Source organism: Subtercola boreus, assembly GCF_003399625.1.
Lineage (GTDB): Bacteria > Actinomycetota > Actinomycetes > Actinomycetales > Microbacteriaceae > Subtercola > Subtercola boreus_C.
The window spans coordinates 1-12,529 of sequence record NZ_NBXA01000019.1; the positions used below are offsets into that span (position 1 = coordinate 1).

At 65.9% G+C, this 12,529-nt stretch carries 14 protein-coding genes and 1 pseudogene; 10 read left to right on the forward strand and 5 right to left on the reverse strand.

Annotation, left to right across the window (positions count from 1 at the left end):
- Window positions 1-168: 168 nt before the first annotated feature.
- Together B7R21_RS08485 and B7R21_RS19710 are read left to right on the forward strand one after the other, a co-directional pair.
- Entirely contained in the window at window positions 169-1,371 is a 1,203-nt protein-coding gene (locus B7R21_RS08485; RefSeq protein ID WP_437184182.1) for an IS256 family transposase, read from the forward strand.
- Window positions 1,372-1,841: 470 nt separating this feature from the next.
- Window positions 1,842-2,045 carry a hypothetical protein gene (locus tag B7R21_RS19710; protein ID WP_147305850.1) on the forward strand — a complete coding sequence of 68 codons (204 nt, stop codon included), beginning with the start codon at window positions 1,842-1,844 and terminating at the stop codon, window positions 2,043-2,045.
- Window positions 2,046-2,106: 61 nt separating this feature from the next.
- Here the strand turns inward: B7R21_RS19710 and B7R21_RS08495 are convergent, their stop codons facing one another.
- Window positions 2,107-2,319 carry a PaaX family transcriptional regulator C-terminal domain-containing protein gene (locus B7R21_RS08495; protein WP_172592104.1) on the reverse strand — a complete coding sequence of 71 codons (213 nt, stop codon included), beginning with the start codon at window positions 2,317-2,319 and terminating at the stop codon, window positions 2,107-2,109.
- Window positions 2,320-2,345: 26 nt separating this feature from the next.
- Between B7R21_RS08495 and B7R21_RS20945 the strand changes: the two genes are divergently transcribed.
- Window positions 2,346-2,612: a nucleotidyltransferase family protein gene (locus B7R21_RS20945; protein WP_116282825.1), complete on the forward strand. Its 267-nt coding sequence runs from the start codon at window positions 2,346-2,348 to the stop codon at window positions 2,610-2,612.
- 260 nt (window positions 2,613-2,872) lie between these two features.
- Entirely contained in the window at window positions 2,873-3,163 is a 291-nt protein-coding gene (locus B7R21_RS08505; RefSeq protein WP_116282826.1) for a hypothetical protein, read from the forward strand.
- A gap of 7 nt (window positions 3,164-3,170) precedes the next feature.
- On the opposite strand, the gene B7R21_RS08510 is transcribed toward B7R21_RS08505, so the two are convergent.
- The 3 genes from B7R21_RS08510 to B7R21_RS08520 form a co-directional block, all read right to left on the reverse strand.
- Window positions 3,171-3,830 (reverse strand): alpha/beta hydrolase, encoded by a 660-nt coding sequence (locus B7R21_RS08510; protein WP_116282827.1) that lies wholly within the window; start codon window positions 3,828-3,830, stop codon window positions 3,171-3,173.
- Window positions 3,827-4,807 (reverse strand): ring-cleaving dioxygenase, encoded by a 981-nt coding sequence (locus tag B7R21_RS08515; protein ID WP_116282828.1) that lies wholly within the window; start codon window positions 4,805-4,807, stop codon window positions 3,827-3,829. Before B7R21_RS08515 ends, B7R21_RS08510 begins: the two co-directional genes overlap by 4 nt.
- A gap of 68 nt (window positions 4,808-4,875) precedes the next feature.
- Window positions 4,876-6,279, reverse strand: coding sequence for an O-acetylhomoserine aminocarboxypropyltransferase/cysteine synthase family protein (locus B7R21_RS08520; RefSeq protein WP_116282829.1), 1,404 nt, complete (start codon window positions 6,277-6,279; stop codon window positions 4,876-4,878).
- Between the two features lie 123 nt (window positions 6,280-6,402).
- Here B7R21_RS08520 and B7R21_RS08525 point away from each other — a divergent pair.
- The 4 genes and pseudogenes from B7R21_RS08525 (at window position 6,403) to B7R21_RS08540 (ending at window position 10,286) form a co-directional block, all read left to right on the forward strand.
- Window positions 6,403-7,727 (forward strand): annotated as a pseudogene (locus B7R21_RS08525) (LLM class flavin-dependent oxidoreductase).
- 32 nt (window positions 7,728-7,759) lie between these two features.
- Window positions 7,760-8,803 carry a putative oxygenase MesX gene (locus B7R21_RS08530; protein ID WP_116282830.1) on the forward strand — a complete coding sequence of 348 codons (1,044 nt, stop codon included), beginning with the start codon at window positions 7,760-7,762 and terminating at the stop codon, window positions 8,801-8,803.
- A complete protein-coding gene (locus B7R21_RS08535; protein WP_116282831.1) occupies window positions 8,800-9,843 on the forward strand; it encodes a methionine synthase in 1,044 nt (347 codons plus the stop codon). The genes B7R21_RS08530 and B7R21_RS08535 overlap by 4 nt, the downstream gene beginning before the upstream one ends.
- A 137-nt stretch (window positions 9,844-9,980) precedes the next feature.
- Window positions 9,981-10,286: a LacI family DNA-binding transcriptional regulator gene (locus tag B7R21_RS08540; protein WP_253259717.1), complete on the forward strand. Its 306-nt coding sequence runs from the start codon at window positions 9,981-9,983 to the stop codon at window positions 10,284-10,286.
- Between the two features lie 204 nt (window positions 10,287-10,490).
- On the opposite strand, the gene B7R21_RS20950 is transcribed toward B7R21_RS08540, so the two are convergent.
- Entirely contained in the window at window positions 10,491-10,667 is a 177-nt protein-coding gene (locus B7R21_RS20950; RefSeq protein WP_367379395.1) for an SGNH hydrolase domain-containing protein, read from the reverse strand.
- A 53-nt stretch (window positions 10,668-10,720) separates the two neighbouring features.
- Between B7R21_RS20950 and B7R21_RS08545 the strand changes: the two genes are divergently transcribed.
- Both B7R21_RS08545 and B7R21_RS08550 read left to right on the forward strand, forming a co-directional pair.
- The gene (locus tag B7R21_RS08545; protein WP_116282832.1) at window positions 10,721-10,963 is read left to right on the forward strand and encodes a DUF1349 domain-containing protein; all 243 of its coding nucleotides are present in this window, start codon (window positions 10,721-10,723) and stop codon (window positions 10,961-10,963) included.
- 147 nt (window positions 10,964-11,110) lie between these two features.
- Complete coding sequence (locus tag B7R21_RS08550; RefSeq protein WP_116282833.1) at window positions 11,111-12,469, forward strand: GntP family permease; 1,359 nt, start codon at window positions 11,111-11,113, stop codon at window positions 12,467-12,469.
- Window positions 12,470-12,529 lie beyond the last annotated feature (60 nt).

Consider the following 12,529-nt stretch of genomic DNA (forward strand, 5'->3'; position numbering starts at 1 on the left):
CAGCCTCAAAGGCACCAGCTACCGGCTCCGAGGACACAAAACCCTCACCACTACGACAAACTAGACACACCACGTGGCACCGTTTTCAATCGGCAACATTGGTACCGTTTTCGGTCGGCGTTAACAGAGCCCTCTGCGGAGGAGCTGGCGGCCAAGGAATTGGTCCGGATGGCGGCTGAGCAGGGCCTGTCTTTGACGGGGCCTGATGGGCTGCTGAAGCAGTTCACCAAAACGGTCCTCGAGACGGCGCTGAACGAGGAAATGACCGAACACCTCGGGCATGCGAAGAACCAGGCCGAACGTGACCGTGGTTCTTCGAACGTGCGGAACGGGTCACGGTCGAAGACGGTTCTGACGGAGGCGACGGGGCACGTGGGGATCGAGGTGCCCCGGGACCGGGACGGGACCTTCGAGCCGGTGATCGTGAAGAAGCATCAACGCCGCCTCACTGGCGTCGACGAGATGGTCCTGTCGCTGTATGCCCACGGTTTGACGACCGGGGAGATCAGTTCGCATTTCGCTCAGATCTATGGTGCGCAGGTGTCCAAGGAAACGATCTCGAGGATCACGGACAAGGTGTCCGAGGAGATGGCTACCTGGGCCAACCGGCCCCTCGATAGCGTGTACGCGGCGATCTTCATCGATGCCATCGTGGTGAAGATCCGGGACGGCCAGGTCGCCAACCGCCCAATCTATGCCGCGATCGGCGTCTCCTTAGAGGGTGAGAAAGACGTCCTCGGCCTGTGGGCAGGGACCGGTGGTGAGGGGGCGAAATTCTGGATGAGTGTCCTGACCGACATCAAGAACCGTGGCGTCCAGGACACGTTCTTCCTCGTCTGCGACGGCCTGAAAGGGCTCCCGGAGGTGGTGTCCAACGTATGGCCGTTAGCGACGGTTCAGACCTGCATCATTCATCTGATCCGAGGCACATTCCGGTTGGCGTCGAAGAAGGACTGGGACGCGTTGAAGAAGGACGTCCGACCGATCTATACCGCCCCGAACGCGGCCGCAGCACGGGTGGCTTTGGAGGAGCTGACGGAGAAATGGGGACGTCAATACGGGGCGATCATCCGGCTGTGGGAAAACGCGTGGGAAGAGTTCACACCGTTCCTGTCCTATGACGTCGAGATCCGCACCGTGATCTGTTCCACGAACGCGATCGAGTCCCTGAACGCCCGCTACCGGCGGGCCGTCAGGGCCAGGGGTCATTTCCCGACCGAGGCCGCGGCGCTGAAATGTCTGTATTTGGTGACTCGGTCGCTTGACCCGACCGGGGCCGGCAGGACACGCTGGACAGTGCGGTGGAAACCCGCGCTGAACGCGTTCGCGATCACCTTCGCCGACCGCTGGCCGGCAGCAGAAACCTACTAACCGAAAATGCTGGAAACACCGAAAACGTTACAGACCCGTGCCCCGACGTATGAAGGCGAAGTGTTGTTGTTCGCCCGAAATAATATTCTCCCGGCAGCCGAGGACAGTCGCTTAGTTGTGGCTCGCAGGAGATGGTATCGGGTGAACGGATGGGAACCCCGTAGAGCGTCATTGGGTCAGTGAGGGTCGTTGGTCAGCTGAGGTGACATGCGCTTCCTCGGGCCAGAGGCTCACTCAGCGATTCGAGCACCAAGATGGATTGGGTGACGTGGTCAACGATATGCGGGGGGAGTAGGCCATCCGTGAGATCGAAGAGGTCTTCGCGTAGCAATTTCACGAGAGGCTCGATTGGGTGGTTGAGTGGCGGGGCGATCTTCTCGTCTCGCGGTTCGATGTTCACTGGGGTGCCTTTCTATAGATGATGCTTTACCCAGTATAGTGACAAAACCTCGATTGATATAGTGGCATTTGTGGCCGAAACTTTTGATGAGCTTGAGAAGGCCGTCGCGGCGTTGCGTAGTGTCACCGAGGAGCGCGAAATACTGATCCGTCGTCGCGACGAGCTGATACGCGCATCACTGAAGGGCGGTGCGACCTGGGTTCAGGTTCAAAACGTGACCGGGCTTAGCCCGCGTGGCCTGTCTCTCGCGATTAACAGGCTGCCGAAGGAATGAATCTGACGCTTTCGTCAGGCCTGCGATCGGCTGTGCAGCGGGGTCGGCCCGGGTGACGGCGTCAGCGCACGAACAGCTGCAGCGCGACGGGATCCGGCATCACGGCGAAGCCCGTCAGTCGTTCGATCTCCGCCTCGGCCTCAGCGGCGAGCCTCTGGTGGGCTTCGCGGAAGGTGTCGTGGGCGCGTTGCCCGATCCATTCGGCCGGCAGTAGTTTGCTGGGGCAGGTCGGGTTCGCGGAACGGGAAGTGTCGGTACTCGTCCCTCTCCCCACGCTGGCTGTCTCACTACACTTGCGGCATGACAACAGGGCTCCTCTTGGATCGTGTCGCGATCGCTCGTGCGTGTCGCGCTCATGGAGTCAGCCGGCTTCGGATCTTCGGGTCTGCCACTACCGATCGGTTTGATCCAGAGCGGAGTGACGTCGACATTCTCGTTGAGTTCACCCCTGACTCGCTGCATCCTTTCGAAGACTATTTCGGTCTGCGCAACATTCTGGCTCACGGATACACGACCATCGACGATGCGTTGTCTGGGGTGCCGCATCGGAGCGGGTGCCTGAGCTGATCGTCGCGGTTGACAGGCTCCTCGGCGCCGAGGGTGGAACGGGTGGGGTCGCTTCCGCCTGATTTGCGATTGGCGGAAAGCCCTGGCGGCGGTAAAAAGGCTGACCGTGCGTCGGTACTCAAGCACTGTTTCGATCCGGCGAACGCGTAGTCGCCTCATCAACTTATCATCGAGCTCTAGCTAGGCTCGAGGCATTGATAGAGCGGGGATCGGCGAGAATCGTTTGCCTGCCGGACATCTCGGGAGGGAAGAGTCGTGTCATGTATCCGTACCGGCCCGCGCTTGTCCTCGTCGCTCTCAGCGTCTGTCTCGTCATTCTCGGCGGAGCGGTCGGTCGGGCCGGGTTCTGGTACGGCCAGGCGTGGCTTGAATGGGACTCGCAGGGTGCGAGCTACTTCTATACGGAGCGCCCCGGCGGTTTTCTGGTGTTGCTCGTCACCCAGGCGTGGATGCTGATCGTTTTCATCGCGGCGGCCGGGCTCGTGATCCTGGCCGTGACCCGGTGGTACAGACAGTCGATGAGGTACCGGCGGCGCGCCGACGAGGTGTGAGCGTCACCTACCCGCGGTTCGCCACCCAGCGCGCCGCCTCTACGAGTTCTGCCTCGGTGATGCCGTGCCCGCCGGGGCGTCTCACACGGGTCACGGTGGCTCCGGATGCCCGGGCCGTCCGTTCGAGCGTGTCGACACTGGTCGACGGGGCCATCGGATCGTTATCGCCATTGAGGAGCAGCAGCTGTGTCGGGATCGGGTCGGTCAGAGTTTCGCGCGATCCGAACGGGTACATCCCCGAGAAGGCCACGACGGTGGCCGCGACCGAGGGGTGGAGCATTCCGAGTGCGAGAGCCATGTTGGCGCCGTTCGAGAACCCCGTCGCGATGACGGGGCGTCCGCCCAGGTCGTATTCGGCGAGAGCCCAGCCGACGAACCCGGCGAGTTCCCCGGCGCGGAAGATCACGTCGTCGACGTCGAACACGCCTTCACCGGCTCGGCGGAACCACCGGCTAGCCCCGTTCTCGTCGACCCGGCCCCGGGGCGCGAGGATCGCGGCGCCCGGGGCGATCCGTTCGGCGAGGCCGACGATGTCGGATTCGCTGGCGCCGGTTCCGTGCAGGGCGAGGATGAGGGGGCCTGTGGAGGGCCCTGAGGCGGGCCGGAAGATGTGCGGCCAGGCGGCGAACCCGGATCCGGATCCGGCCGCCGCGGTCGACGACGTCATCGGTCGTCACCCTCGGAGAGGGCGGGGTTGTTCTCGTGAGGGAGGGTGACGGGAACGACGGCGTGCTCGATCTGCTCGCGGTTCGGTTCGAGCCACGGCGGGAGCTTCAGGCCGCGGCCGAGCTCGAGGAGGGGCTCGTCGATGTCGAATCCGGGGGTGTCCGTGGCGATCTCGAACAGCACTCCGCCGGGTTCGCGGAAGTAGATCGAGGTGAAGTACTGGCGGTCGAGGATCTCGGTGACCTGGTAGCCCTGGTCGACCAGCTGCGAACGCCAGAGCGCCTGCGTGGCACCGTCGGGCACGCGGAAGGCGATGTGGTGCACGGTGCCACCGGCCGTGAGGCCGAGTTCTGCCCGGGGGTCGGCGACAACGTCGACGATGTGTCCGGCGCCGCCGGGGCCTGCGGAGAATCGCTGCCGGTCAGCGGTCTCAGAGACGAGCTGCAGGCCGAGGTGCTCGGTGAGGGTGCGCGCGGTGCCGGCGGCATCCCGCACGGTGAGCACGGAGGAGTGCTGCCCGCGCACGGCGAATTCGGCGGGAACGGATGCCGAATCCCACGGATCGCGAGGATCGACTACGTTCGAGGCGACGAGGTCGAGCTGCAGGCCGTCGGGGTCGCGGAGGCTCAGGCGCTCTTCGTCGGAGGACTGTGTCGACACGGTCGAGTCGACGCCGAGATCGGCGAAGTGCTGCTTCCACCAGCCGAGGCTGCCCGCCGGCACCGAGAATGCTGTCGTGGTCGACTGGCCGGCGCCGACGCGGCCCTGGCGCACGTTCGGCCACGGAAAGAAGGTCATCAGCGAGCCGGGACGGCCCGCGTCATCCCCGTAATAGAGGTGGTAGGTGCCGGGGCTGTCGAAGTTGACGGTCTTCTTCACCAGCCTGAGGCCTAGCCCGGTGATGTAGAAGTCGATGTTCTGCTGCGGTGCGCCGCCGATGGCAGTGACGTGGTGCAGTCCTTGAGTCTGTGTTGGCATGATGCTCTCTTCTCCTGAGACAGGCGGCCCGACGAGGGCCTATCTATGCAAACGCATGTAAGCCGTGGTTATTCCGCGGACACAACCAGATCTGAGGATTGCAGAGGCAGTGTGGGGTGGTGCCGTGAGCGCGCCAGGTTTTCTGGAGTTCTGCGCAGCGCGGCGAACGCGCGCTCGAGGTCGTCGAGCAGGTCGACGTCGTCCTCGATGCCGACCGAGAGCCGGATGAGCCCCTGCGGGATGCCGAGGGCGTCGCGTTCGTCATCGGTGAGGTGCGCGTGCGAGGTCGATGCGGGGTGCAGGATGAGCGACCGCACATCGCCCATGTGCGACATCCGGCTGAAGAGCTCGACCGCGTCGATGACCGTGCGTGCGGCATCCCGTCCCCCGGCCAGCGTGAAGCCGAACACGGAGCCCGTGCCCCGCGGGTAGTGCTTGAGGGCGATCGCGTGCGATGGGTTCGAGGCGAGTCCCGGGTAGTCGACGGAGACGACCTCGGGCTGCTGCTCGAGCCACGTCGCGACAGCGAGGGCGTTCCGGCAGTGCCGTTCGACGCGCAGCGAGAGAGTCTCGAGCCCCTGCTGCAGCAGGAACGCATTTATCGGCGACAGCACGGGGCCGAACCGGCCGGCGATCACCAGCCGGGTGTACTCGAGGTAGGCCTTGCGGCCGAACTTCTGAACGAGCGTCGGGCTGTCCGGCCTGCTCGGTCCGCCGGCCGGGGTGTTGAACTGGGGGAACTTCTCGGGGTAGGCGGCCCAGTCGAAGTTTCCGCCATCGACGACGACGCCGGCGAGGGATGCGCCGTGCCCGCTCAGGAACTTGCTTGCAGAGTGCACCACGATGTTGGCACCGTGCTCGATCGGCCGGATGAGGTAGGGAGTGGATGCCGTGCTGTCGATCACGAACGGCAGGCCCTCTGCGCGCGCGAACCCCGCGATGAGGTCGATGTCGATGAGGTCGTTCTTCGGGTTCGGGATCGTCTCGCCGTAGATGGCCCGGGTGTTCGGACGCACACGGCGCTTCCATTCGCCGAGGTCGTGCGGATCATCCACGAACTCGACCTCGATGCCGAGGCGTTCGAAGTTCTCGCGGAACAGCGTCTTCGAGCCCTCGTAGAGGCTCGGCGTGCTGAGGAAGTGGTCGCCTGAGCGCAGGATGCCGAGCAGGGCGACCGTGATCGCGGCCTGGCCGCTCGCCACGAGGAGGGAGTCGACGCCGCGCTCCATCGCGGTCAGCTTGGCTTCGACGGCGGTGTGCGTCGGGTTGGCGTACCGGGTGTAGACCAGCCCGCCATCCTCACCGGCGAAACGTGCCTCGGCGTGGTCGAACGAGTCGAACAGAAAACCGGCCGTCAGGTAGATGGGGGTGATGCGGGCGCCGAACTCTGCGTCGATGACTTCGCCGGCGTGCACCTGCTCGGTGCTGAAGCCGAAGTTGTCCTCGCCGTACGCCTGCCGGGTGGTTGTCATGGTTCTACCTGTGCTCTTTCTCGATGCCGCCACGCTACGGGTTCGCCCGCCTGACCCGGAGCCCGCCCTTCACATGGCGAAACATTGCGGTTCTGGGCCGGGCTCCTCACCCAGACTGGGGGCATGTCACAGCTCCAGCACTTCGGATGGTTCTTCGGCCGCGGCTTCGGCCCGCAGGGCTGGGGCGGCCCGACTACCGCTGGAACTACGCATGGCAGCGGCCCGACATCTACCAGCAGTCGGCCAGGGAGCTCGAGCAGGCGGGGTTCGACCTGCTCATCGTCGAGGACGCGCTCTCGCTCGGCTCGCCGTCGACGCTTCCGCTCCGGGTCGACTCGGCCTACGGCGGGCCCAAGCATGACCCGCTGCTGCTCGCGCCCTACCTCTTCGGTGCCACCACGCACCTCGGTGTGGCGCCCACGGTGAATGCCGGCGCCTACCCGCCCTATCTCGCGGCCCGCCAGTTCGCCACCCTGCAGCACCTCAGCAGCAACAGGTTCGGGGTGAACGTGGTCACGGATGTGAAGAGCGCGAGGCGCTTCGGCCTGCCCGAACTCTCGCACGACGCCGCCTACGATCGCGCCGAGGAGTGGCTGGAGGTCGTGCGCCGGCTGTGGCACAGCTGGGGTTCGGGAGCCTACGTCGGTGACGTCGACTCCGGGCGGTTCGCCGATGCCTCCCGGCTCGACGCGTTCGAGCATCGCGGCGAGTACTTCACGCTCGACGGGCCCCTCAACGCCCTGCCGTTCGACGAGGGTGTGGGCGATCCGGTGATCGTGTCGCCGGGCGGATCCGGTCGCGGGCTCGCCTTCGCGGGGCACCAGTCCGACGTGCAGCTCGCGCTCGCTCCACTCGACGCTTCGAGCGTGCGGGCGTACCGTGCACGCATCCACGACGCCGCCGTGGCCGAGGGCCGGGAACCGTCGGACATCGCGGTGCTCTTCGTGATCAAGCCCGAGATCCTGGGCAGCCAGGAGGAGGTGGATCGCCTCGTGCGGGAGTCCGAGCATCCGACCGACGACGTTCTGCTCGCCGTTCTCGCCGCACAGTCGAGCGACCTCGAGACCGACCTCACCGGGCTCGACCTCGACCGCCCCCTGCCCGCCGGGGTCTTCGGGCAGCACGTGTCAGAGGGCACGATCAACAACCTCGTCGGGCGGGGAGGCTCGCTCACCTCCGACACCGTGCGCCAGATCGCGACCCGCAAGGCGCGCAAGGGGCGGCTCGCCGACGGTTCCGGTTTCGTGGGCACGGCCGTGCAGTTCGCCGACTTCGTCGAGGAGCTCGGCGACACGTGCGACAACGACGGCTTCATCATCAACGGCGACCTGCATCCTGTCACCGTGCACCGGATGCTCGACGAGACCGTGCCCGAACTCCGTCGCCGTGGCATCCTCCGTACCTCCTTCGGCGGCGGCGGCCTCCGAGCGAACCTCCGCGACTTCTGACGCCCCTCAATAGATCGGTCTGTGCTCGAACGATGATCAATGTGACGTTCTCCCTGGAGAGAACCCGATTCGATGAGGACTATCGCCCTCGCGGCGATTCGCGCATCACGACGAACTTCGCCAACCTGGCGCGGGGCGAGAACCGCGAGCAGAACCTGCGGAAGGCCCTGGGGATGATCGACAGGCGGTTCGCCGAACTCGCCCACGTGGGCGGCGGAAGCGGGGATCGGTACTCGATCGAACTCGACATCGTCTCGGTGAGCGTCGCCATCGACGGTGGCAGCGACGGTGGCGGCCAAAGCGGTGGCGGCGGAGGCGGCGGTGACGCCATGCCGGTGATCGAAGTGCTGCAGACCACCCTGGTCGACCGACGGTCCGGTGAACGCATTCAGGGCATCACAGGGAACAACTTCTCGTCGTACGTCAGGGACTACGACTTCAGCATCCTGCTCCCCGAGTACAACAGGAACCAGCTCGCGGCCGGCCTCCCCAACGACTTCGGGGTTCTGCACGGAAACCTGTTCAAGGCGTTTCTGAGTTCCGACGCCTATGCCCGGAACTTCGCCAAGCCGCCCGTCATCTGTCTCAGCGTCTCGACCAGCAAGACCTACCGGCGTACCGAGAATCGTCACCCTGTGCTGGGCGTCGAGTACCGGCAGAGTGAGTACTCGCAGACGGATGCCTACTTCGCGAAGATGGGGCTGGGCGTCCGCTTCTTCCTCCCCCCGAATGGCGTGGCCCCTCTGGCCTTCTATCACCTCGGTGATCTGCTCGGTACGTACAGCGACCTCGAACTGGCCGCTACGATCGGAGCGATGGAGACCTTCCAGAAGATCTACCGACCGGAGGTCTACAACGCCACCTCCGTAGCGGGCGCCCTGTACCGGCCGAGCCTCGCGAACCCGGACTTCTCGCCTATCCCGATCGTCTACGACCGCGAAGAGCGCAGCCGGCTGGCCCTCGAGCAGGGCAGGTTCGCAGAGGAGTACTTCATCACTCCGCACAGGGCCGCGCTCGAGGAGTGGTCGAACAGCGTCACGGTCCATCAGCTCGATCCGCACGGAGAACGGTCATGAACACAGTACGTCCGACATCCACACTTCCGACCTCCACCGCCGGCAGCCTGCCCAAGCCCTCGTGGCTCGCAGAGCCCGAGAAGCTCTGGTCGCCCTGGAAGCTCGACGGCGACGAGTTGGCGGAGGGCCGGCGGGATGCCCTCCGCCTGTCGCTGCTGGATCAGCAGCAGTCGGGAATCGACATCGTGAGCGACGGCGAGCAGACCCGCCAGCACTTCGTCACCACCTTCATCGAGCACCTCAGTGGAGTCGATTTCGAGAACCGGAGGACGGTCAGGATCCGCGACCGCTACGACGCCTCTGTGCCCACCGTGGTCGGCGCCGTGACCCGGGAGCAGCCGGTCTTCGTCGACGATGCGAGGTTCCTCCGGGCACAGACCGGCCAGCCCATCAAGTGGGCCCTGCCCGGGCCGATGACCATGGTCGACACTCTCTACGACGCCCATTACGGGAGCCGGGAGAAGCTGGCCTGGGAGTTCGCCACCATCCTCAACCAGGAGGCGAGAGAGCTGCAGGATGCGGGCGTCGACATCATCCAGTTCGATGAGCCCTCCTTCAACGTCTTCTTCGACGAGGTGAACGACTGGGGCGTGGCCGCGCTGGAGAGAGCGATCGAAGGGCTCACCTGCGAGACGGCGGTGCACGTCTGTTACGGCTACGGCATCAAAGCCAACACCGACTGGAAACAGACCCTCGGGGCGGAGTGGCGCCAGTACGAAGCGATCTTCCCGAAGATCCAGGCCTCCGACATCGACATCGTCTCGCTTGAGTGCCACAACTCGCACGTACCCCTCGACCTGATCGAGCTCATCCGGGGCAAGAAGGTCATGGTCGGTGCCATCGACGTGGCGACCACCGCCATCGAGACACCGGAGGAGGTCGCCCACACGCTGCGGAGATCGCTGCAGTTCGTCGACGCCGACAAGCTCTACCCCTCCACCAACTGCGGCATGGCGCCCCTGCCCCGGGGAGTTGCCCGGGCCAAGCTCGCCGCGCTCGGGGCGGGGGCGGAGATCATCCGAAGCGAGCTCTCGGCGTAGGTTCGGAGCCCGGAGTCGACGGCGTCGACAGAGGGGGGACCTCTGTTGCAGATGCGGTCAACAAGAATGGGGGCCAACTGTCGTTCATCGAATCGAAGAGGACGAAGATGTCGGGTAAGCGCAACCGGCTGCCGACGATGGCCGATGTGGCCGCACTGGCGGGGGTCTCACCGCTGACCGTATCCCGTGCTCTGCGCGGTCTCGACTCCGTGACCGCGTCCACGAGGCGAAGCGTTGAGGAGTGGCGACTGGAGTCCGGAAGAGGGCTACCGCAATGGACTCATCCTCGGCAGGATGCCCGTCGATCGAGTTCTGGCGCTCATCGAAGCGGCGCCCGCGCCAGCCGAGGTGGTCACCGTCGAGCCGCAGCTCCGATCTCCCCGTACCTCCCCAGGAGCGTTTCGTCGACCCAGACGAAACCCTTATCGAACCCCGGGAGGTGAAGGTGAGCATCCGCCGACTCGGCGACGGACAGCACCGCGGTGAGGAGCCCCGCCCGGCGAAGTGACGACGTCGGTACACGATGACGGTGTGTGGACAGCGTTCCGCCGACACCGGCTCATCTGACGCCGCGCCCGCGATGTCTTCCCCGATTCCCAGCCGGTCGCGGGCAGGTGTCGATTCGAAGCTGTACTGGCCTCAGAAAATCATTGCGGTGGAAACAGACTCGGCAACCCCGGCCGCAGCCGTTCGTCGAACGCCCAGGTCAGACTTCTCGCAAACGGGTCTGTCAAGTGGCTGTCATCACGGTACGTCACGACGTTGCCGATCGCGGCGTTGCAAACATCGCCCGGACAGAGCAGGTCGTTCAGGTTGAGGGGTATGACACGAGGCGAGCCTCGGTGCCGTCGTCACCCGAGGTCAATCCGACTGGTCTCTGGGGCCGGCCTCAGGATGGGCGGGCCGCTCCGTTACGGTGCGGGCGAGCCGTTCGGGTGACGCGGTGACGATCCGGGCCCGGGTGGATGAGGAGATGTGGCGCCTGGTTCGGGTGGCGCCGCTCCGACCTGAAGCCGTGGTGAGCGCCGGGCCGTTCTGCTGCGCGCCGTCACGGGCGGGCCTCGTCGTTCTCTTCACTTCGTGGCGCACGACCGACGCGGACATCAGCCTCCACCCCTGACCGACCGTCCGGCCAAGTGAGACCGGCTGTCGCCCGCTTGCGGACATGACCGCTTGAGGATGTTGCGACCGCAACCGGGCTGCTGCCGGAGTTGGGCAGCGACCGACAACGGCTCGCCGGAGGCGAAAACCACTCGAAAGGCCAGCCATGCCCGAGTGGTACACCCTGGGCGTCGTTGCGCTCGTGATCGCGGCGGTCGTCGTGGTGATCGTGCGGTTCCGCGTCAATCCCGTCATCGCGTTGGCGCTCGGTGCGGCTGCGATCGGCCTGCTCACGGGGCTCGGCCCGGTCGACACCGTCTCGGCCATGACCCAGGGCTTCGGCGACGTGATGATGGAGGCGGGCATCCTGATCGGCTGGGGGGTACTGATCGGGGCCATGCTGAACGAGCTCGGCGCCATCACCCGGCTCGTCGAGAGCCTGATGCGCGTCTTCGGGCGGCGCGGCATCCCGTACGCCCTCGGCCTGTCGCTCGCGACCTACCTGCAGACGGTCTTCGTCGACGTGCTGATCGTGATCGCGGCGCCTCTCGCCCGGCGCATCGCCCCGCGGCTCGGGCGCGTCGGCACCGGCATCGTGGGGGTGACCTTCGCCGTCGGGCTCGAGATGGGGATCGTGATGATGGTGCCGGGGTTCGCGGCGGTCGCTCTGGCGGGCCTCCTCGGGGTGCCGCTGGGGGTGATGATGCTCGGGGGCTTCGCGGTGGTGGCGCCGACGGTCGTGCTGACCATCCTGCTGATGTCGCTGTTCTTCCGGCTCGGCTTCTGGAACCCCGAGCGTGACGAGCCGGTCGTGGTGCGCGACGACGATGAAGCCCCCGCACCGCAGGCGGCAGGGGGAGGCGAACCTGACGAAAAGGAGCAACCGCTGCTGCTGCTGTTCGCCCCGATGCTGGTCGCCCTCGCGCTGATCGCCGCTCAGGCGGTGCTCTCCGTGGCCGGGATCGAGGTGCCCGTGATGCAGTTCCTCGGCAGCCCGATCATCGCCCTGCTCCTCGCCGTGATCGCGACCGGCATCACCGGCCGCGCGGCCGTCGGCAGCAAGCGCATCGAGAACGCCGTGGTGAAGGGCTTCCAGGACGGCGGCCAGATCTTCCTTCTCACCGGCATCGGCGGGTCGCTGGCCGCGGTGATCGCGAAGGGCGACCTCGGTGCGGTGCTGCAGGGCTACTTCTCGGCGACGGCGTTCGCCCCCATCCTGCTGGTCTGGGCGATGGCGGCGGTGCTGCACATCGCGGTCGGCTCGGTGACCCTCTCGGCCATCACGGCGGCCGGCATCATCGCGCCCGTCGCGCACACGAGGGGGCTCGACCCCCTGCTCATTGCGCTCGCCGCCGGGTCGGGGGCGCTGTTCTGCATCCACGTGACGTCGAACACCTTCTGGTTGCTGCAGAGCTTCCTCGACCAGTCGGTTCGGGGCGCCCTCAAGACCGTGACCGTCGGCGTCTCGCTTGCTTCGGTGATCGCGCTCGGGATGACGCTCCTGATCTCGCTGGCGCTGTCCTGAGCTTCTTCGACGCGTGGTGCGGCATCCACGAGAGTGAGGGTAGCCTTACATAACCCGAAA

Bases quoted from the DNA above. Each gene is read 5' to 3' on its own strand.
- B7R21_RS08550 (WP_116282833.1), top strand. From the start codon at position 11,111: ATGCCCGAGTGGTACACCCTGGGCGTCGTTGCGCTCGTGATCGCGGCG.
- B7R21_RS08530 (WP_116282830.1), top strand. From the start codon at position 7,760: ATGATCAATGTGACGTTCTCCCTGGAGAGAACCCGATTCGATGAGGAC.
- B7R21_RS08515 (WP_116282828.1), bottom strand. From the start codon at position 4,807: ATGCCAACACAGACTCAAGGACTGCACCACGTCACTGCCATCGGCGGC.
- B7R21_RS08505 (WP_116282826.1), top strand. From the start codon at position 2,873: ATGTATCCGTACCGGCCCGCGCTTGTCCTCGTCGCTCTCAGCGTCTGT.
- B7R21_RS08520 (WP_116282829.1), bottom strand. From the start codon at position 6,279: ATGACAACCACCCGGCAGGCGTACGGCGAGGACAACTTCGGCTTCAGC.
- B7R21_RS08485 (WP_437184182.1), top strand. From the start codon at position 169: ATGGCGGCTGAGCAGGGCCTGTCTTTGACGGGGCCTGATGGGCTGCTG.
- B7R21_RS08510 (WP_116282827.1), bottom strand. From the start codon at position 3,830: ATGACGTCGTCGACCGCGGCGGCCGGATCCGGATCCGGGTTCGCCGCC.
- B7R21_RS08540 (WP_253259717.1), top strand. From the start codon at position 9,981: ATGGCCGATGTGGCCGCACTGGCGGGGGTCTCACCGCTGACCGTATCC.
- B7R21_RS20945 (WP_116282825.1), top strand. From the start codon at position 2,346: ATGACAACAGGGCTCCTCTTGGATCGTGTCGCGATCGCTCGTGCGTGT.
- B7R21_RS08535 (WP_116282831.1), top strand. From the start codon at position 8,800: ATGAACACAGTACGTCCGACATCCACACTTCCGACCTCCACCGCCGGC.